The organism is Actinoplanes sp. NPDC024001 (genome assembly GCF_040638955.1).
In the GTDB taxonomy this organism is placed as follows: domain Bacteria; phylum Actinomycetota; class Actinomycetes; order Mycobacteriales; family Micromonosporaceae; genus Actinoplanes.
Genome location: NZ_JBEZZB010000106.1, coordinates 1 through 17,740, shown reverse-complemented (window position 1 = coordinate 17,740; position 17,740 = coordinate 1). Strand labels below are relative to the sequence as shown.

The window sequence follows — 17,740 nt, the reverse complement described above, 5'->3', positions numbered from 1 at the left end:
ACGAACAGCCAGTTCACCCGGCTGCGCCCGAGGGTCGCCTCGGCCGGGCCGAGACGACACGGGCAGTCGGCCAGGTGAATTTCACCGCTCGGACAGGCCCCACGATTCGGCCAAGATGACGGCGCAAAGCTACAGAATTCGGACGAGGTAGCGGAAAGGCGAGCGGCAGGAGAGCAAGTGGGAGCGAAGGGCGCAGGAGGAGAGGAAGAGAGGCGCAGGAGAAGAGAAGAGGAGACAGACCGCCACCGGAGAGCCCGCGCCGGACCGCTTACTGCTGCTCGGCGTCCGGATCCGGCAGGGTCAGCAGATGGGTGGCGACCGCCAGGTCGATCGGCCTGGTGATCTTCAAGGCCAGGTCCGAGCCGGGCACGCAGTGCACGGGCCGGCCGAGCTTCTCGACCGCGCCGGCGTCGTCGGTGTGTGAGTCGGCGGCCGCGGCGTGGGCGGCGCGCAGGGTCGACGCCCGGAAACCCTGGGGCGTCTGCACCGCACGCAGCACCGACCGGTCGACGGTGCCGAGCACCGCCCCGTCCGGTGCGACCTCTTTGATCGTGTCGACGACCGGCAGCACCGGGATGACCGCGTCCGCGCCGTCTCGGACGGCTGCGGCGACGCGCTCGACCAGCGACACGGGGGCCAGGCAGCGCGCGGCGTCGTGGACCAGCACGATGCCCACCTCGTCGGGGACCACCGCGAGCGCGGCAGCCACCGACTCCTGGCGTTCGGCGCCGCCGGCCACGACGGTGACCGGGGCGACGGGGGCGAGTAGTGACCGCACGGCGTCGACGTCAGCCGGCGGGGCGGCGACCACGATCATGCGAACCGAGGGCGCTGCGGCAACCCGCCGGATCGCGTGGATCAGCAGGGGCTCGCCCTCCAGGAGGCGGAGTGCCTTGGGCGCACCGGGACCGAGGCGAACCCCGGCGCCGGCGGCCGGAACGACGACCGCGACGTCACCGCGAGCATTGAGCTGCGCGGTCACGTCGCGGTCGTCGGACACAGTGTTGAGGAGTGCTTGCGTCGGTGGATCAGGCCTCGGTGAGGACCTTGTCGAGCAGGACCTCAGCCTCGTCCTTGGTGCTCTTCTCAGCGAGGGCCACCTCGCCGACCAGGATGTCACGGGCCTTGGCGAGCATCCGCTTCTCGCCCGCCGACAGGCCACGCTCACGCTCACGACGCCAGAGGTCACGAACAACCTCGGCAACCTTCAACGGGTTACCGGAAGCGAGCTTCTCCAGGTTGGCCTTGTAGCGCCGCGACCAGTTGGTCGGCTCCTCGGTGTGCGGAGCGCGGAGGACGTCGAAGACCTTACCCAGGCCCTCCTCGCCAACCACTTCGCGCACGCCGACTTCCTCGGCGTTCTCAGCGGGCACCCGAACAGTCAGATCGCCCTGGGCGACACGCAGAACGAGATACTGCCTTTCAACGCCCTTGATGACCCTAGTCTCGATTGCCTCGATGAGTGCGGCCCCGTGGTGGGGGTAAACAACGGTCTCGCCGACACTGAAAACCATAGGTTCGAAACCCCTTTCGCTGTGTCTAGGGTAACACGCTCCGGCGGCCGTGTCTCGCCCTGACGGTCACTGTTAGTGCAGCTCAGAGGCCCTGTGACGGGGCTTTCTCCCGCTTGACAGCAACGCGAGAAGCTGCCTAAGTAACACAAAGTGACTGTGGCGTCACGTCAGCCGCCAACGAGTCGGAAATTCCGGACCTGATGGCTTTGTGAGATCAAGCTTATCGCTAAGGTCAGGAACGACGCACCACTGGCGATGCGACCCCCGCGTGGGGGACGCTGGACGGGAGTTCCCCGACCGAAGCAAGATCTGGTCGGTAAGGGGGGAGGTGAGTCATGGCTGGCGCAAGCGACAACAACGGCTGGCCGCCCGACGGCGGTACCCCCGATGATCTTCCGGACCTCCCTGAGGAGTGGGGGGTCATCGTCATTCCGGACGACCTCTCGGAGCTCTCCGACGAGGTCGACGCGGTGCGTGCCGAGCTGCACACGACGGCCCCGCTGACCCGGTGGCAGCGCTTCAGGCGCCGGCCCGCGATCCGCCGGCTGCGCCGGATCGGTGCGCTCGCGGTCCGTACCCCGGCTTTGATCATCTCGATGGCGATCCTGGTGACCGTGGCCAGCCTCTTCGCCTCGGCCTGGCCCGGGCCGCCCCGGCAGCCGGCCACCCAGCGCACGGCCGGCACCACGGAGAACCCGACCGGCGTGTTGCCCGCGCTGGAGATGATCGGGCCGGACGGTCAGCTCGTCTCGCTCACCGGCCAGCTGCCCGCGGTCGTGCTGCTCACCGACGGCTGCGCGTGCGACACCCTGGTCGCCGACACGGTGGCCGGTGCCGGTGCGGGCACCGCCGTCCTGATCGTCTCGGCCGTCCGGGCGACGCCGGGTTCCACCCAGGCGCAGCCGACGGCCCGGACCCCGCAGGCCGAGGGAAAGGTCGTGACCAGGCTGCACGACCAGACCGACAGCCTGCGCAAGGAGCTCAGACTGGGCGCTCCGGACGGGACAGCGGCCGTCCTGCTGGTCGACAGGCTGGGCAAGATCGCGCACCGGCTGCCGCGAGTGGCCTCGGCCGAGATGGTCCTTCCCTACCTGCCGCAGCTGAGTCGTTAGCGGTCCATCCGCTTCAGGGTGTAACGGAAGACCACCGGGCCGGCCGCCTCGACATTCACCCGTAAGCGCAGATCACCGGCGAGGCCGACGAGGAACATCTCCGGGGTGCGAGGGCCCGAGCAGCGCATGCCCCGGCCCGAGTCGTAACCGCCGAGGCTGACCCGGATCCGGCTGCCGTCGTCGCCGGCGCAGACCATCGAGACCTGGAAGGTACCGGTGCCGAGGCCGCCCAGCTCCTCCTCGTGCCCGGCCCCGTCGCCCAGCGCCAGCGTGGAGGCGGACTCCTGGTCACCGCCTTCCGGCAGCAGCTGCTCGGCACTCAGTCGCCAGTGCAGCAGCCGGGGATCGGATGTCTGCTCCGGCGCGGCACTCCACCACCAGACTCCGCCCAGCATCAAGATCGATGCGGCCAGCAGGTGCAGGGCCGCGCCGCGTCCCCGTTCAGCGCTCACGCTGTGAGAGTAGAGCCCTCCAGAAGAGTGACATAGAGCGTGAGGCCGGGACCGAACGCCAGCATGATGATCCATCGCGGTGGATGCTCCCGGCGGCGCAGTTCGTCCAGGACCAGCAGCACGGTGGGTGACGAGCAGTTTCCGTACGCGGAGAGCACGCCACGGGACGCCGACATCGCCTCGTCGTCGAGACCGAGCTGTTCCTGGACCACGTCGAGGATCTTCGGCCCGCCCGGGTGGACCGCCCACCCGTCGACCTCGGCGATGGTCCGGCCGTGCCGGGCGAGCACGTCGTCGACGAGCGCGCGCACGTGCGTGGAGAGCACCGACGGAACCTGCGGCGACAGCCCCATCCGGAAACCGACGTCGGTGACCTCCCAGGTCATGTGATCAGCCGTGGTGGTGTCGGTGACGGCGGCGACCTCGCGTACGGCGTACCCGGAATGGTTTTGATCCTGGGGGGTGACGACCGCGGCGGCAGCCGCGTCCGAGAAGAGCGCGTGCGAGACGATCTGCTGGATGTCCGCGCGGGTGCCCGGCGGCTGCAGATGCAGGCTGGTGAGCTCGGCGCAGAGCAGCAGGGCGGGCCGCCCGCGGGCGACGACGAAGTCGCTCGCGCTGCCGAGGCCCGGCAACGCGGCGTAACAGCCCATGTGCCCGACGAAGAGACGCTGCACGCTCGGTGACATCCCGAGATCCCGGGCGAGCATGATGTCCAGGCCCGGCGTCGCATAACCGGTGCACGAACAGACCGCGAAGAGCCCGAGGTCGCCGGCTTCCAGCCCGGCGTCGGCGAGGGCCCGGCTGACCGCGGCCTTGCCGAGCGGCACGGCCTCCACCTGGTAACGCCGCATCCGGCGCTCGGTGGACCAGTCCGAGACGTCCTCCAGCAGCGGGCTGACCGCGGCCTGCCGGGTCCGCACCCCGGAGTTGGCGAAGATCCGCTGGGCGAGGGCTTTCCGGGCACCGGTGTAGTGCTGGGCGAAGTAGCCCGCCCAGATCTCCTCCTGCGTCGTCGAGGGCGGCAGAGCCACGCCCAGACCACTGATCACGGCGTTCACCAACGCGGGGCCACCCCGTCGGAGTCGGGATCGCCGCCGAGCGCGTCCACGCCGAGCCAGTCCGCGCAGACATCGCTGGTGGCGGGCTGCAGCGAACCCGCCCGGGCGTCCCGGTAGAGCCGTTCCAGCGGGTGCCCGCGCCGCATCGCCGACGTGCCCGCCGCCTCCAGCATCGAGGCGGCCACCTCGGCCGCGGTGGTGCCGGCCAGCAGTTTCGCCCGCCACACCCAGCGGTTCGTCTCCGGGTCGCCGGGCGCCTCGTCGACCCGGCGAGCGGCTTCCCGCACGGCCAGGTGCGCGGCGGCGACCGCGGCGTCGGCCCGGCCGATCCGGGCGCGCACCGCCGGCAGACCGCTCAGCCCCCGCGCGGTCACGTGCTCCACCGCGGCGTCCACCGCGGCCCGCGCCACCCCGACATAGACCGCCGCATAGCTGGCGACCATCCAGTGCGGCGCCAGCTGCGCCACCACCAGCGCCAGCCCTTCGACCCCGCCGAGCAGCGCGGACGCCGGGACGGTGACGTCGATGTGCAGGTCGTGCGATCCGGTCGCGCGCATGCCGAGCGCGTCCCAGGTCTCCTCCACCCGCAGGCCGGCCGAGGCCGGCACCAGGAATTGCGAGACCTGGGTGGGATCGTCCGGGTTGCGGGCGGCGACCAGGTACGCGTCCGCGTGCCCCGCCCCGGAACAGAACGTCTTCGCCCCCGTGATCCGGTAGCCACCGTCGACCGGACGGTAGGTGGTGCTCATCCGGGACAGCCGGGAGCCGGCGCCGCGCTCGCTCATCGCCACCGCGTACCAGCTGCCGCCGGCCGCCGCCTTCAGGTACTCGTCGCGGGCCGCCAGTGCCTCCGGCGGCAGCCCGAGCGCGTCCGCCAGCTCGTCGCTGACACCGCTGAGCGCGCCGGTCACCGAGGCGTGCATGTTGAAGATCAACGCGGTGGCGCCGTTGCCCCGGGCCAGTTCGTAGGCGACGTCCGCGTACTCCGCGAAACCGGCGCCGGCGCCGCCGAGCCGGGCCGGCGCCATCAGGCCGAAGAACCCGGCCTCACGCAGGTCGGCGAAGTCCTCGGCGGGAAACGAGCCGTCCCGGTCGGTGCGGGCGGCGCGGGCCGCGAATCGCGGCGCGAGCCGCCGAGCCTCTTCGATCATGACGCCTCTCCGACGGCCTTACGGCCGCTTCCCTGATAGAGCACTGCGGTGGAAAAGGTGGGCACGATGCGTCCGAGCGGGCGGCCGTTCGGCGTACGACGAAGCGCCAGCCACCGGAACAGCCCGGGGAGGGTGGGCCGGACCCCGCGGACACCGAGCGCCACCCCGTGCCGGGCGAACTCGGTCACCAGCCGCTGCGGCGCGACGAACAGCTCCGGGTCGTGCAGGCCGACCGGGGCGATCCCCAGCCGCTCGCCGGCGGTGACCGTGATGAACCGGCTCAGCACGGTGTCGTTGACCGTGTCGATCACCACCAGCCCGCCCGGGCGGAGCACCCGGCACAGCTCGGCGACCGTCCCGGCCAGGTCGGTGACGTGCTCCAGGATCTCGCCGGCCGCCACCACGCCGGCGCTGCCGGAGGCGAGCGGCAGGGCGGTCACGTCGCCGTTGACCGCGGCCACGCCCTGCCGCGCGGCCTGAAGGAGAGCAAGGCGGCCCAGATCGACACCGACGTGCCGGTAGCCCTTGGCACGGACGTGCGGGGCGAGCAGGCCGCCGCCGCAGCCGGCGTCCAGCAGGATCGTGCCGGGAACGGTGGCGGGCGGGATCAGGGCCGCGCGGGACGCGGCGAGCCAGTGCAGAAGTTCGAAGTCGCCACCGGGACGCCACCACTCCCCGGCCAGGTCGTCGTACTGACGTGGATCGTTGCGCTGCATCGACAGCATGTGATCGAGCGTGGCACGGGAACGGCACAAGCACCACACTGCGAGACATGTCCCGAGTGCTGGCACTGTTCCGTTCCGCCCATCCGGAGCCCGGTCTGGCGGTGACCTTCGCGATGACGCTGCTCGCCGTGGGGGTCGGCCACCGGGGCTGGCGGCTGCTCCTGGTCGCGCTCGCGGTGGCGGCCACCCAGTTCGCGGTGGGCTGGGTCAACGACTGGCTGGACGCCGACCGGGACCGGCAGGCGGGGCGACGGGACAAGCCGGTCGCCGCGGGCGCGGTGTCCCGGCGTACGGTCGGGGTCGCCGGCCTGCTGGCCGCGCTGGCGATCCCGCTGCCGGCGCTGCCGCTCGGTGTTCCGGCGACCGTGGTGATCTCGGTGGTCGGGGTCTTCGCCCTGCTCTACGACTGGCCGCTGAAGTCCACCGCCTTCTCGGTGGTGCCCTATCTGGTCGCCTTCGGGCTGCTGCCGGCGTTCGTCGTGGTGGCGCTGCCCGGCCAGCCGGCTCCGCCGGCCTGGCTGGTCGCCGCCGGCGCGCTGCTCGGCGGCGGGGCGCACTTCGCCAACGTGCTGCCCGACCTGGCCGACGACGCGGCGACCGGGGTGCGGGGCCTGCCGCACCGGATCGGCGCCCGATGGTCCCAGCTGGCGGCCGCAGGCCTCCTTCTCGCCGCGACCCTCACCCTGGTCTTCGGACCGCCCGGGCCACCGTCGTGGCCGGGCTTGGCGGCGGCCGCGGCCGCCGTCGTGGTTCTTCCCCTCGGGTGGTACGCGGCGCAGCGCACCACGGGGCGGCCTGTCGCGCTCTTCCGGGCGGTGATCGTGGTGGCCCTGATCGACGTGCTCCTACTCGTCCTCAGCGGCCGGGTGGCGTGAGCTTCGGAGCGGTTGGATGGGTCGGCGCACACGGCGGATCGCCGCCCATTAGGCTGATCTGAGCCCATCCGCGGCGGAAAACCGAAGCAAACCCATTGAGGAGACGTGGGTGTCTCTATTTGGAGGATCGTGATGCGCTCGCTGGGAACCCGCCGCGCCGCTCTGGCCGCGGGTGCTGCCACGGTCGCTGTGCTCGCGCTGGGCGGCTGCTCGGCCGGTCAGGTCGCCGAGACCGCCATCCTGGACACGCCGATCTCCGGCGTCGACCGGGAGACACTGCACGCGAGCGTGTTCATCCGGAACCTGATGATTCCGTACAACGGGGTCGAGGGTTACCACGCCGGTGACGATGCTCCGATCGAGCTGAGCCTCTACAACCAGACCAACGACCCGATCACGGTCTCGATCAGCAGCCGGCCGACCGAGCAGCCGCAGGTCGTCTCGGCCGCGCAGGTCGGGATCGCGCCGGCCAGCGCCGCCGGCGCGCCTGACGCGCACGCCTCGGAGGAGCCCGGCGCCCACGGGTCGGAGGAGCCGAGCGCACCCGGTTCCGCGTCGCCGGACGCCTCGGCCGCGCCCAGCGAGCCGGCCGCGCAGATCAAGCCCGCCCAGGTCGTGCTGCCCGCCCAGGGCTCGGTCCTGTTCCGGCCGACCGACCGCGAGCTGCTGCAGGCCTTCGACCTCAGCGAGGACCTGAAGCCGGGCACCTCGGTCAACCTGGTCTTCGAGTTCAGCGACGGTTCGCCGGCCCTGGTGCTGCAGGCGCCGGTCGCCAACCCGCTGACCCCGGCGCCCCGGGTGACCGGTGAGGCCGGCGAAGAAGAAGGCCACTGAGCGAGGTTGTCGTACCCTCCGGCTAGCTTGTCGGAGTGACTTCCGCCAAGACCGCCAAGGCGCCCCGGCCCGCTTACGTCTGCGACGCGTGCGGCCACCAGCCACCCAAGTGGCTGGGGCGCTGCCCGGAGTGTGGTGAGTGGGGCTCGATCATCGAGTCCACCGTCTCCGCACCGCTCGTCTCCGGCCGGGTGGTCAGCTCGCGCATGCCGTCCGAGCCGGCCCGGCCCATCGCGCAGATCAGTGCCGCCCCCGCTCGTGCCGTGCCCACCGGCGTCGGTGAGCTCGACCGGGTGCTCGGCGGCGGCCTGGTCCCGGGCGCGGTGGTGCTGCTGGCCGGCGAGCCGGGCGTCGGCAAGTCCACTCTCCTGCTCGACGTCGCTCAACAGTGGGCGGCCGGCGCCGGCACACCGTCCCTGGTGGTCAGCGGCGAGGAGTCGGTGAGCCAGGTGCGCCTGCGGGCCGAGCGGCTGGGCGCCCTGCACGACCGGCTCTTCCTGGCGGCGGAAAACGACCTCGGCACGGTGATCGGCCACCTCGACGCGGTGAAACCGGGCCTGCTGGTGCTCGACTCGGTGCAGACCGTCTCGGCCCCCGGCACCGAGGGCGTGCCCGGCGGCGTGACCCAGGTGCGCGCGGTGACTGCGGCGCTGGTCGCGATCGCGAAAGAGCGGGGCATCGCCACCGTCCTGGTCGGTCACGTCACCAAGGACGGTCAGGTCGCCGGCCCCCGGGTGCTCGAGCACCTGGTCGACGTGGTGCTCCACTTCGAGGGCGACAAGCACTCGTCGCTGCGCCTGGTGCGCGGTGTGAAAAACCGGTTCGGCGCCGCCGACGAGGTGGGCTGCTTCGAGATGCACGAGGGCGGCATCACCAGCCTGCCCGACCCGTCCGGCCTGTTCCTCACGCGCTATCTGGAGCCGGTCCCCGGCACCTGCGTGACGGTGGCGATGGAGGGCCGGCGGGCACTGGTCACCGAGGTGCAGGCGCTGATCGGCGCCGAGGTGCAGGGCTCTCCCCGGCGCACGGTGTCCGGCCTCGACAGCGCCCGGCTGGCCATGGTCCTGGCCGTGCTGGAGCGCCGCACCAAGCAGCTCAAGCTCTACAACCGTGAGGTCTTCGCCGCGACCGTGGGCGGCATCCGTCTGACCGAGCCCTCGGCCGACCTGGCGATGGCCCTGGCCGTCGCCTCCGGCGGGCTCGACCTGGCGATGGCGCCCCACCTGGTGGCGATCGGCGAGGTCGGCCTGACCGGTGAGATCCGCCGGGTGGGCGCGGTGGGCCGGCGGCTCGCCGAGGCGGCCCGGCTCGGGTTCAAGGTGGCGCTCGTCCCACCGGGCTGCGGTCCCGACGGGGCGGCCGGCACCCCCAAGGGCATGGAGGTCATCGAGGTCGGTGACCTCCGCTCAGCGTTGCAGAGCGCAGCGCGCGCCTCGGCAGAACACAGCTCGCGGTGACTGATGGTTACGAATCATCACGCTACGGAGCATTCATCGAACCATCCCTCGTTGCTCTGGATGACAGTCCGTAGAATGTCCAGGTGCCGCTCGACCGCGATGGTTCCAAGCCCGCCGCCAGTTCCACGCCGCGTCCCGGCGTCAACGGCGCGGGGCATCGCGCGGTGACACCGGCGGTCGGCCCCGGTCTCACCGGAGGCGCCAGTGATCCGATCCGGGCCAACCTGGCCCTGATGGCCCCCGGCACCGCCCTGCGCGACGGTCTGGAGCGCATCCTGCGCGGCCGCACCGGCGCGCTGATCGTGCTGGGCTATGACGCGGTCGTCGAGAGCATCTGCACCGGCGGCTTTCCGCTCGATGTGGAGTTCTCCGCCACCCGGCTCCGTGAGCTGTGCAAGATGGACGGCGCGATCGTCCTCTCCAGCGACGGCACCCGGATCGTGCGGGCCGCCGTCCACCTGATGCCGGATCCGTCCATCCCCTCCGAGGAGTCCGGCACCCGGCACCGCACCGCCGAGCGGGTCGCCAAGCAGTCCGGCTATCCGGTCATCTCGGTCAGCCAGTCGATGCGCATCATCGGCCTCTATGTGAACGGGCAGCGCCACGTCCTCGACGACTCGGCCGCCATCCTCTCCCGGGCCAACCAGGCGCTCGCCACGCTGGAGCGCTACAAGCTGCGCCTCGACGAGGTCTCCGGCACGCTCTCCGCGCTGGAGATCGAGGACCTGGTGACGGTCCGCGACGCGGTGGCCGTGGTGCAGCGGCTGGAGATGGTCCGCCGGATCGCCGACGAGATCTCCGGTTATGTGGTGGAGCTCGGCACCGACGGCCGGCTGCTCGCCCTCCAGCTCGACGAGCTGATGGCCGGTGTCGACGCCGACCGCACCCTGGTCATCCGTGACTACCTGCCGGCCGGCCGCAAGGCCCGCACCCTCGACGAGGCGCTGGTCGAGCTGGACCTGCTCACCGCCACCGAGATGATCGACCTGGTGGCGGTGGCCAAGGCGATCGGCTATCCGGGCGCTTCCGACGCGCTGGACGCGGCGGTCTCCCCGCGCGGGTTCCGCCTCCTGGCCAAGGTGCCGCGGCTGCCCGGGCAGATCGTGGACCGGCTGGTCGACCACTTCGGCAGCCTGCAGCGGCTGCTCGGGGCGACGGTCGAGGATCTGCAGGCGGTCGAGGGTGTCGGCGACGCCCGGGCCCGCGGGGTGCGCGAGGGCCTCTCCCGGCTGGCCGAGGCGTCGATCCTCGAGCGGTATGTCTAACCGCCACGCTCCGTCATCATATGTGAAGTGCATCACTGCCGAATCGGACTTTCGCACCGCCCAGCCGCCCGAAATCCATGATTCCGGCACCACTTCTCACTGATCACCATTACTCACCGTGATGGGGTCTTCTGCTGTGCGGGCTCGGCGCCTAACCTTCTGACAGCCGCGGCGAAATGCCGTGAGCACCCAGATATTGGGGAGATGGTGATCCGGGCCGAGCTTCGATCGGTCACCGCATTGCGGCCCGGGGAGTCAGTGGTGAGACCGCCCCCGACCCGATTCGATGGGGGCCGATCGTGCGCCGTCTCATGCTCATCCTCGGTGGCGTCGCGCTCGCCACGGCAACCATGACCGGGATCGCCACGGCCGCGAACGCCACCGGCGACGACTGCGTCACCGCGGCCGAGGCCACCTATCAGCACCGGTTCGACGGGCCGGGCGGCACCGTGACGATCACCGCCACCAAGCCGCTCTGCAAGGGCGAGGAGCAGGCGTTCTCGCTGGTCTCGTACACGGCGCCGGGAAAGAACTTCGCCGTGCCGCAGTTCGTCCACGAGGCGAAGAGCGCCTGGGTCGACAGCGGACGGCGCAGCGTGACCCTCGACGTCGACGTGCCCGGCTGCTACACCCAGGTGGACGCGATCTTCGGCACCGGGATCGTCAACGAGATCACCAGCAGCTACGTGTACAACGACCTGAAGCTGGGCTCGCCCGCCGGCATCGGCAGCCGGTCGAGCGGCGGCCGGGGCTGGTACAACGGCGGTGCCGCCACCTGCACGCCGCAGCCCTCGGTGACCTTCCAGAGCTACTGCGACGGGGTGCTGCACACCCGGCTGGCGAACGCGGCCGGTGCCGGTGTGGACGCGGTCTTCGTGGTCGGCGGCAAGCGGATCAGGGTGGAGCCCGGCAGCCATGCCGACCTGGCGTCGCGGCCATCCGGTGCTGTCGAGGTGCGGGACAACAGCTTCACGACCAGCACGGGTAGGTGGGCTCAGCCGGCTGACTGCGCGCCGCCTGCCACGCCGTCCACGTCCACTCCCGCTTCCGCTGTGCCGGCATCCTCGGCGCCCGCTTCGTCTGTGCCGACATCGTCGGCGCCCGCGTCCTCTGTGCCGGCTTCCTCCGCGCCCGCCTCCGTGCCGGCTTCTTCGGTGCCGGTCAGCGCGGTGCCGGTCAGCTCAGCACCGGGTAGCTCGGCGCCGGTGGTCGTGGTGCCGTCACCCACGGCTGGGGATGGCACCGACCTGCCGCTCACCGGGTCGAACTCGGGTCGGCTCGGGCTCTATGCGCTCGGCTTCTTGCTCGTCGGCGGCGGACTAGTGGCCGTCGCTCGGCAGAGCCGCCGGGGGCGCCACTCCGCTTAGCAGTTGAGAACTTCCCTCCGATCTGGGGAGCCGGCGACCGTCCCGCCGGCTCCCCAGATCACTTTCGTCGGCTCCCAGATCACTTCCGCCAGCCCTGCTCACTTCCGCCAGCCCTGCTCACTTCCGCCAGCCCTGCTCACTTCCGCCAGCCCTGCTCACTTCCGCCGGCTCCCCAGATCACTTCCGCCGGCTTTCGAGGTCACTTAGAGCGGGTGCGAGATGTCGTTCGCGTGGTCGGCCACAGCGGCGCCGGTGACCGTGGCGCGGAGCGGAAGGATCTCCAGGCAGCGGCGGACGGCCGAGGCCATCATCGGGTTCGGCACCCGCAGGGACACCGTGCAGTGCGGCACCCAGCGGCCCGGACGGTAGTGCTCCCAGACCTCCACACCGCCCGCAGCGAGACGGTCGTGCACCTGCCGGTGGTGGGCCAGCAGTTCCTCGGTGACGGTGATCCCCAGCCACAGCACCCGCCCGACGAACTGGCCGGCGAAATCCATGTCCAGGGTCAGGCCACGGCCCACCGGGAAGTCACCGAGGGCGTCCGCCGCCGCGTGCGGATCGATGCGGTGCGCGGCCGCCAGCGACACGTGCGGGCGGTGCTTCTGATGCAGCGAGCCGAGGGTCGGGATGCCTTCGGCCTCCAGGGCACGCCAGAGGGTACGAAGGCGCCGTGTCGCGTCGACGTCCAGGTAGAGCTCGAGTGCCGCGACCAAGCGTCAGGCGACCACGGAGATGGCGACCGGCTTGCTGATGATCGTGCCGAGGCGGCCGCGCAGCTCGTACTGACCGGCGGGGGCGACCGGGCCGGACGCCTGACCGGAGGCGCACTGCGTGGACTGGCGGCCGTTCCAGGTCACCTGGTACTCCCGCTCGGCGCCCGGCGCGAACGAGCGGACGTCGTCACCTTTCGCGGTGCTGCACGGGTCGGACGACCACAGCTTCTGGGCGCCCTGCTCCAGGTAGAGCTCCTGAGCATCGGCACCGACGTTGCGGTTGCACGTACGCGTACTGATGTTCTTGATTTTGAGCCGGATGCCGACCGGCGTGCCGCGCCGGACCGTCGTGCCGGCCGGGACCGGCGTCACGGAGATCTCCGCGTCCGTGCAGGAACCGTCGGCCGGGGCCGTGACGTTCGCGTCCCCGCCGAGTCCCGCGCCGAGGCTCGGCGCCGTGGTGGGCAGCTCGTCCTCGTTCTCGTTCGGCGCCGGCTGAAGATCGGCCGGGTCGGGCAGCGCCTGCCCGACGCCCGGGCCGCTGTCCAGGAAGGACGGGTCCGGTGACGCCGACGCCTTGCCCGATGCCGGAGCCGGCGTCGGATATTGCGAGGCAGCGTTCTTGGTCTGCGGGTCTTTTTGGTCCCCACCCAAGCAGGACACGAACAGCACGATGACGCCGAGCAGAATCGCGCCCAGCACAACCGCACGCCGCCGCCAGTAGACAGCGGGTGGCAGAGGACCAACCGTCGCACGCATGATGCGCACCACGGTAGACCCGTAGACCCGGCACGATGCGCGCGACGCGCCGGTTATGCGACACCAACTCGCGATTCGCTCGTTAGAGATAGACCTTGCGCTGGTAGATGGCGTGTGCTCCGGCCACCCGATCCAAGAACAACTTTCCGCCGCAGTGATCGATCTCGTGCTGCAATGCCCGCGCCTCGAACGCGTCGGTGGCCACCGTGACCGGTTCGCCGGTGCCGGGCAGGACGGCCTCGACCACGATCCGGGCGGCGCGTTTCACGTCACCGGTCAGGTCGGGCACCGACATGCAGCCCTCCCGGCCGGGCCGCCACCGGCTCGCCTCGATGATCTTCGCGTTGCAGAGCACGAACGTGCCGTGCGTGGTCGCCGCCTTCGGGTGGCCGGTGACGTCCACGCAGAAGACCTGCGCGCTGACACCCACCTGCGGCGCGGCCAGGCCGACACAGCCCGGCGAGACGCGCATGGTGGACACCAGGTCGGCGGCGAGCCGGACGATCTCCGGGTCGGTCGGGTCGACCTCCTTGCCGACGGTGCTCAGCACACCGGCCGGTGCGGTGACGACCGGCAGCACGCGGCCCTCCGGGCCGGTCCATTCCAGGTCGGGGTCGCTCACAGGAGCTCCGAATCGGCGCGCCGCACGGTGACGTCGACGCCCAGCTCGGCGGCGGCCACCGCGAGACGCTCAGCGAGATCGTCGGCGGCGCCGGCGGGCAGGTCCACCTCGGCGACCAGCACGTACAGCGGACCGGTGAGACGGGTGGTGAGGTCGGTGATGTTGCCGCCGGCGCCGGCCACCACCCGGGTGACCGCGGCGACGATGCCCAGGCGGTCCGCGCCGTGGACACTCACCAGGTACGGCTCGCCGGCGAGCCCGCCCTCGGCCTCCGGCTCGACCTTGCGCACCGTGGCGAGCAGGCCGCCGGCCGAGATCGGCTCCAGCGCCTCCTCGACGGCCTCGGCGGTCGGACCGGTACAGATCAGGGTCATCGCGAAGTGACCCCGCAGGCGGGTCATCGTCGAATCAGTCAGGTTCGCACCGACGCCGGCGAGGGCTTCGGAGACGTCAGCGACGATGCCGGTCCGGTCCGGACCGATGACGGTGATGGCAAGCTCAGGCACCCGCCTACAGTAAACGGGCTATGACTCTCGCCGACGACGCCATCACCTGGTATCAGACAAATGCCCGCGATCTGCCCTGGCGACAGCCGGACACCACCGCGTGGGGAGTGCTGGTCAGCGAGGTGATGCTCCAGCAGACCCCGGTGGTCCGGGTCGAGCCGGCCTGGCGCTCCTGGATGACCCGCTGGCCGACCCCCGCGGCGCTCGCCGCCGACCCGGTCGCCGAGGCCATCCGGATGTGGGGGCGGCTCGGCTATCCACGCCGGGCCATGCGGTTGCACGCCTGCGCGGTCGCCATCGTCGAACGGCACGGCGGGCGTGTCCCCGACGACCTCGACCAGCTGCTGGCCCTGCCGGGCGTGGGGACCTACACCGGGCGGGCGGTGGCGACTTTCGCGTACGGGCAGCGGCACCCGGTCGTGGACACCAACGTGCGGCGGGTGGTCTGCCGGGCAGTCGAAGGCAAGCCGGACGCCGGCCCGGCGACGACCGCGGCCGACCTGGCCGCGATGGAGGCGCTCCTGCCTTCCGACGAGGCGCGCGCCGCGAAAGCCAGCATCGCCTTCATGGAGCTGGGCGCAATCGTCTGCACCGCCCGCTCCCCGAAATGCGTCGACTGCCCGTTCCACGACGTCTGCGCCTGGCGTCTGCGGGGCGAGCCCCTCCCGGCGGGCCCGAGCCGCAAACCGCAGAGGTACGCCGGCACGGACCGTCAGGTGCGCGGCCTGATCCTGGAGGTTCTCCGCCACGCCACCGGCCCCGTCCCGCGCCAACGCCTCGACCTGGTCTGGAACGACGAGGTGCAGCGGGCGCGTGCCCTTTCCGCCCTCGTCGAAGACGGCCTGGTCGAACTGCTGGGCGAAAACAACTTCATCCTGGCCGGCGACGCTCCCCCCGGCGAAGTCCAGCCCCTCTAACGCGGCGTCCCACACGCCAGACGCGTTGGCCAGGGCGGCCGCAGCCACCAGCCAGCCGCAGGCCACCACGAAGCCCGACCACCAGGCAGGCACAGCCGGCGGCGCGCGCTCAAGCACAGGCACGTTCAAGGACAGGCGGGCTCAACGAGAGGCGCGGTCAGGCCAGGCGCGCTCAGGGACAGGCGCGGTCGAAGACCGGCGCCCTCAAAAGCGGACGCAGCCAGGGACAAGCGCGGTCGAAGACCGGCGCCCTCAAAGGCGGACGCAGTCAGGGACAAGCGCGGTAAAAGGCGGGCGCGCTCAGAGACTGTCGCGCTTAAAGACGGGCGTGGTCAGAGATAGACGCGGTCAAAGAGCGCGCACTCAGGGACGGGCGCGGTCAGCGCACGGAGGCATTAGAAGCAGACGCGGTGAGGACTGCGGACCGGACATGCTCAGCTGTGCGACCAGGAATGGACGCGGCCAGCAGCGAAGGGACAGCAGAGCGGCGGTCGGCGACGACCCGGACGGAATGCGGGCAAGAGGCCGCCGCATCGGGTCAGTCCGCGCCCAAGCGCGTGCGGATCGGATCCGGCAGTGGATACAGCCGTTCGGTCGGCAGCAGAGCCTCCGCACCTGGCTCGTCCCCCGCGTCCAGGAGGCCGCGAATCTCCCCCGCCAGGTCCGTGACGTCGGTGATCCCCGTGATCCAGTCGTCCACATAGCGGGGCACCGCCGCCCCACCCAGCCCGAGCTGAAGGGATCGATAGGGCAACTCCCGCAGCCGCAGATCCCGTTCCGGATCCCACTGAACACGCGTCGGCGCCGCCTTGAGCTGCCGCTGCCAATCAGCCCGATCAGTGTGGACGCCGGACACGTAGTGGCTGAGCGAGGCATTGGCCAGCGCCCACTCGAACCCTTCACGAGTGATCGACACCGCGAGCACCCGCTCCTGGCCAGGCTTCCTGGCCCAGCCGCAGCGGTACATCATCCACAGGAACGACGGCTTGATCCAGGTCATCCGCTCCCGCTTGAACGGTGGCACGAACCGCCCAGCCCGCAGTGCCGGCTCAGCGATCGCCGCGGAGTAGGCCTGATAAACGGTGACGCTCCGCTCGTCATACAACGCTCTGACTTCACGCATGGCACACATGATTGCCGCGCCCGCCACCGCGGCGCGAGCGAAATAGAACGCGATCACCCCGGCCACCGAAGCCCAGGCAGGACCACATGTGAGCAGCCCTCAAGTGAAGGCAAGACCGAAGGGAACGCAAGACCGAAGGGAACGCAAGACCGAAGGGAACGCAAGGCTCGACGGAAGGCAAGGCCCAAGGGAAGGCCGAAAGCAGAGCAAGACCGAAGGCCGACGTAGCCAACCCGGACATGACCGCTACGGGTGGGGGCGACCATGCGCCGAGCCCGCGCCGCCCAGCCTCGCGCAAGTAGGCAAGGTTTTGGGGCGGTGATGGCCCACGTAGGGATCAAGCCTGACCGCCCGGAGTGGGCCATCACCGCCCCAAAACCGTCCCCACGCCGCGTAACCATCCCCCGGCCAGAGCAAGGCCTGGAAGGCGGAAAGGCCGGCCAGGGCAAGGCCGCCGACCAGGGCAAGGCCTGGAAGGCAGGAAAGCCGGCCAGGGCGAGGCCGCGAAGGCTGGCCAGGCAAGCTGGGAAGACCAACCCGAACAAGGCCGGGCATAGGCATAACGCACAAAGAGCACCAGAGGGAAGGGGCCGGGAAAGGGAAACGGCCCAGCTGGACAAGCCAGCCAGGCCGTTTCAACCGATCAACAGGTCACTCCTCGGTGGTGGCCGCCCCAAGGTCGGCCGGCACCGCGTCCGGAACCGTCACGCCACGGTCAGCGCCGCGGAAGACCAGCTTGGACTTCTCGACCTGGGCCGGGTCGCCCTCGCAGTCCACGACGACGATCTGGCCGGGGCGCAGCTCGTTGAAGAGGATCTGCTCGGACAGGGTGTCCTCCAGCTCGCGCTGGATCGTCCGGCGCAGCGGCCGGGCGCCGAGGACCGGGTCGAAGCCCTTGGCCGCCAGGTACTTCTTCGCGTTGTCGGTCAGCTCGAGACCCATGTCCTTGTTCTTGAGCTGACCCTCGATGCGGGCGGTGAAGATGTCGACGATCTGCAGGATCTCCTTCTCACGCAGCTGGTGGAAGACGATCGTGTCGTCGATACGGTTCAGGAACTCGGGGCGGAAGTGCTGCTTCAGCTCGTCGTTGACCTTGATCTTCATCCGCTCGTACGACGACTCCTCGGCCTCGGAGGCCTGGAAGCCCAGCGACACCGCCTTCGCCACGTCCCTCGTCCCGAGGTTGGTGGTGAGGATGATGACGGTGTTCTTGAAGTCGACGATGCGGCCCTGGCCGTCGGTCAGCCGACCGTCCTCCAGGATCTGCAGCAGCGTGTTGAAGACGTC

The 17,740-nt window shown here is 70.9% G+C and carries 19 protein-coding genes; 7 read left to right on the top strand and 12 right to left on the bottom strand.

The genetic code is table 11. The annotated features are described in order from the left end of the window. Positions 1 to 268: 268 nt before the first annotated feature. Both ispD and AB0F81_RS33070 read right to left on the bottom strand, forming a co-directional pair. Positions 269 to 982, bottom strand: coding sequence for a 2-C-methyl-D-erythritol 4-phosphate cytidylyltransferase (gene ispD / locus AB0F81_RS33075; RefSeq protein WP_360203622.1), 714 nt, complete (start codon positions 980 to 982; stop codon positions 269 to 271). A 46-nt stretch (positions 983 to 1,028) separates the two neighbouring features. Further along, positions 1,029 to 1,514 (bottom strand): CarD family transcriptional regulator, encoded by a 486-nt coding sequence (locus AB0F81_RS33070; RefSeq protein WP_014447856.1) that lies wholly within the window; start codon positions 1,512 to 1,514, stop codon positions 1,029 to 1,031. Positions 1,515 to 1,849: 335 nt separating this feature from the next. Between AB0F81_RS33070 and AB0F81_RS33065 the strand changes: the two genes are divergently transcribed. After that, on the top strand, positions 1,850 to 2,626 hold the full coding sequence (locus AB0F81_RS33065; RefSeq protein ID WP_360203597.1) for a hypothetical protein: 777 nt from the start codon (positions 1,850 to 1,852) through the stop codon (positions 2,624 to 2,626). Here the strand turns inward: AB0F81_RS33065 and AB0F81_RS33060 are convergent. The 4 genes from AB0F81_RS33060 to AB0F81_RS33045 are packed head-to-tail and all read right to left on the bottom strand — an operon-like array spanning position 2,623 to position 6,015. Then, positions 2,623 to 3,078 (bottom strand): DUF6023 family protein, encoded by a 456-nt coding sequence (locus tag AB0F81_RS33060; protein WP_360203595.1) that lies wholly within the window; start codon positions 3,076 to 3,078, stop codon positions 2,623 to 2,625. The two genes, AB0F81_RS33065 and AB0F81_RS33060, sit on opposite strands and share 4 nt — an antisense overlap. Further along, entirely contained in the window at positions 3,075 to 4,142 is a 1,068-nt protein-coding gene (locus AB0F81_RS33055) for a type III polyketide synthase (protein WP_360203594.1), read from the bottom strand. The genes AB0F81_RS33060 and AB0F81_RS33055 overlap by 4 nt, the downstream gene beginning before the upstream one ends. Next, the gene (locus AB0F81_RS33050; protein ID WP_360203592.1) at positions 4,136 to 5,290 is read right to left on the bottom strand and encodes an acyl-CoA dehydrogenase family protein; all 1,155 of its coding nucleotides are present in this window, start codon (positions 5,288 to 5,290) and stop codon (positions 4,136 to 4,138) included. Before AB0F81_RS33050 ends, AB0F81_RS33055 begins: the two co-directional genes overlap by 7 nt. Beyond that, positions 5,287 to 6,015 carry a methyltransferase domain-containing protein gene (locus tag AB0F81_RS33045; RefSeq protein WP_360203590.1) on the bottom strand — a complete coding sequence of 243 codons (729 nt, stop codon included), beginning with the start codon at positions 6,013 to 6,015 and terminating at the stop codon, positions 5,287 to 5,289. The genes AB0F81_RS33050 and AB0F81_RS33045 overlap by 4 nt, the downstream gene beginning before the upstream one ends. Positions 6,016 to 6,062: 47 nt before the next feature. Here AB0F81_RS33045 and AB0F81_RS33040 point away from each other — a divergent pair, with 47 nt between their 5' ends. From AB0F81_RS33040 to AB0F81_RS33020, 5 genes are all read left to right on the top strand, one after another. After that, complete coding sequence (locus AB0F81_RS33040) at positions 6,063 to 6,890, top strand: UbiA family prenyltransferase (RefSeq protein ID WP_360203588.1); 828 nt, start codon at positions 6,063 to 6,065, stop codon at positions 6,888 to 6,890. A gap of 132 nt (positions 6,891 to 7,022) precedes the next feature. Next, positions 7,023 to 7,724 carry a hypothetical protein gene (locus tag AB0F81_RS33035; protein ID WP_360203587.1) on the top strand — a complete coding sequence of 234 codons (702 nt, stop codon included), beginning with the start codon at positions 7,023 to 7,025 and terminating at the stop codon, positions 7,722 to 7,724. A gap of 35 nt (positions 7,725 to 7,759) precedes the next feature. Then, positions 7,760 to 9,181: a DNA repair protein RadA gene (radA, locus tag AB0F81_RS33030; protein WP_360203585.1), complete on the top strand. Its 1,422-nt coding sequence runs from the start codon at positions 7,760 to 7,762 to the stop codon at positions 9,179 to 9,181. 83 nt (positions 9,182 to 9,264) lie between these two features. Further along, positions 9,265 to 10,446, top strand: coding sequence for a DNA integrity scanning diadenylate cyclase DisA (gene disA, locus AB0F81_RS33025; RefSeq protein WP_360203583.1), 1,182 nt, complete (start codon positions 9,265 to 9,267; stop codon positions 10,444 to 10,446). A gap of 299 nt (positions 10,447 to 10,745) precedes the next feature. Beyond that, positions 10,746 to 11,813, top strand: a complete 1,068-nt coding sequence (locus AB0F81_RS33020) for a hypothetical protein (RefSeq protein ID WP_360203581.1) — start codon at positions 10,746 to 10,748, stop codon at positions 11,811 to 11,813. 203 nt (positions 11,814 to 12,016) lie between these two features. Here AB0F81_RS33020 and AB0F81_RS33015 read toward each other — a convergent pair whose 3' ends face one another. The 4 genes from AB0F81_RS33015 to AB0F81_RS33000 form a co-directional block, all read right to left on the bottom strand. Next, on the bottom strand, positions 12,017 to 12,526 hold the full coding sequence (locus AB0F81_RS33015) for a 2'-5' RNA ligase family protein (RefSeq protein ID WP_360203580.1): 510 nt from the start codon (positions 12,524 to 12,526) through the stop codon (positions 12,017 to 12,019). A 3-nt stretch (positions 12,527 to 12,529) separates the two neighbouring features. Then, positions 12,530 to 13,285, bottom strand: coding sequence for an adhesin (locus AB0F81_RS33010; protein ID WP_360203579.1), 756 nt, complete (start codon positions 13,283 to 13,285; stop codon positions 12,530 to 12,532). Between the two features lie 82 nt (positions 13,286 to 13,367). Next, positions 13,368 to 13,907 (bottom strand): peptide deformylase, encoded by a 540-nt coding sequence (gene def / locus AB0F81_RS33005; protein ID WP_360203577.1) that lies wholly within the window; start codon positions 13,905 to 13,907, stop codon positions 13,368 to 13,370. Next, positions 13,904 to 14,413: an ACT domain-containing protein gene (locus tag AB0F81_RS33000; RefSeq protein WP_360203575.1), complete on the bottom strand. Its 510-nt coding sequence runs from the start codon at positions 14,411 to 14,413 to the stop codon at positions 13,904 to 13,906. The genes def and AB0F81_RS33000 overlap by 4 nt, the downstream gene beginning before the upstream one ends. A 20-nt stretch (positions 14,414 to 14,433) precedes the next feature. Here AB0F81_RS33000 and AB0F81_RS32995 point away from each other — a divergent pair, with 20 nt between their 5' ends. Beyond that, positions 14,434 to 15,330: an A/G-specific adenine glycosylase gene (locus AB0F81_RS32995; protein ID WP_360203573.1), complete on the top strand. Its 897-nt coding sequence runs from the start codon at positions 14,434 to 14,436 to the stop codon at positions 15,328 to 15,330. A 538-nt stretch (positions 15,331 to 15,868) separates the two neighbouring features. Here AB0F81_RS32995 and AB0F81_RS32990 read toward each other — a convergent pair. Together AB0F81_RS32990 and AB0F81_RS32985 are read right to left on the bottom strand one after the other, a co-directional pair. Beyond that, positions 15,869 to 16,453, bottom strand: coding sequence for a DUF4291 domain-containing protein (locus AB0F81_RS32990; protein WP_360203621.1), 585 nt, complete (start codon positions 16,451 to 16,453; stop codon positions 15,869 to 15,871). A 651-nt stretch (positions 16,454 to 17,104) separates the two neighbouring features. Next, on the bottom strand, positions 17,105 to 17,740 hold a 636-nt coding region (locus AB0F81_RS32985; protein ID WP_360203571.1), incomplete at its 5' end, for an AAA family ATPase.

Excerpts from the sequence above, each read along its gene's own strand:
- AB0F81_RS32995 (WP_360203573.1), top strand. The coding sequence starts at position 14,434 with ATGACTCTCGCCGACGACGCCATCACCTGGTATCAGACAAATGCCCGC.
- AB0F81_RS33045 (WP_360203590.1), bottom strand. The coding sequence starts at position 6,015 with ATGCTGTCGATGCAGCGCAACGATCCACGTCAGTACGACGACCTGGCC.
- AB0F81_RS32990 (WP_360203621.1), bottom strand. The coding sequence starts at position 16,453 with ATGCGTGAAGTCAGAGCGTTGTATGACGAGCGGAGCGTCACCGTTTAT.
- AB0F81_RS33010 (WP_360203579.1), bottom strand. The coding sequence starts at position 13,285 with ATGCGTGCGACGGTTGGTCCTCTGCCACCCGCTGTCTACTGGCGGCGG.
- AB0F81_RS33050 (WP_360203592.1), bottom strand. The coding sequence starts at position 5,290 with ATGATCGAAGAGGCTCGGCGGCTCGCGCCGCGATTCGCGGCCCGCGCC.
- AB0F81_RS33040 (WP_360203588.1), top strand. The coding sequence starts at position 6,063 with ATGTCCCGAGTGCTGGCACTGTTCCGTTCCGCCCATCCGGAGCCCGGT.
- AB0F81_RS33035 (WP_360203587.1), top strand. The coding sequence starts at position 7,023 with ATGCGCTCGCTGGGAACCCGCCGCGCCGCTCTGGCCGCGGGTGCTGCC.
- AB0F81_RS33070 (WP_014447856.1), bottom strand. The coding sequence starts at position 1,514 with ATGGTTTTCAGTGTCGGCGAGACCGTTGTTTACCCCCACCACGGGGCC.
- AB0F81_RS33065 (WP_360203597.1), top strand. The coding sequence starts at position 1,850 with ATGGCTGGCGCAAGCGACAACAACGGCTGGCCGCCCGACGGCGGTACC.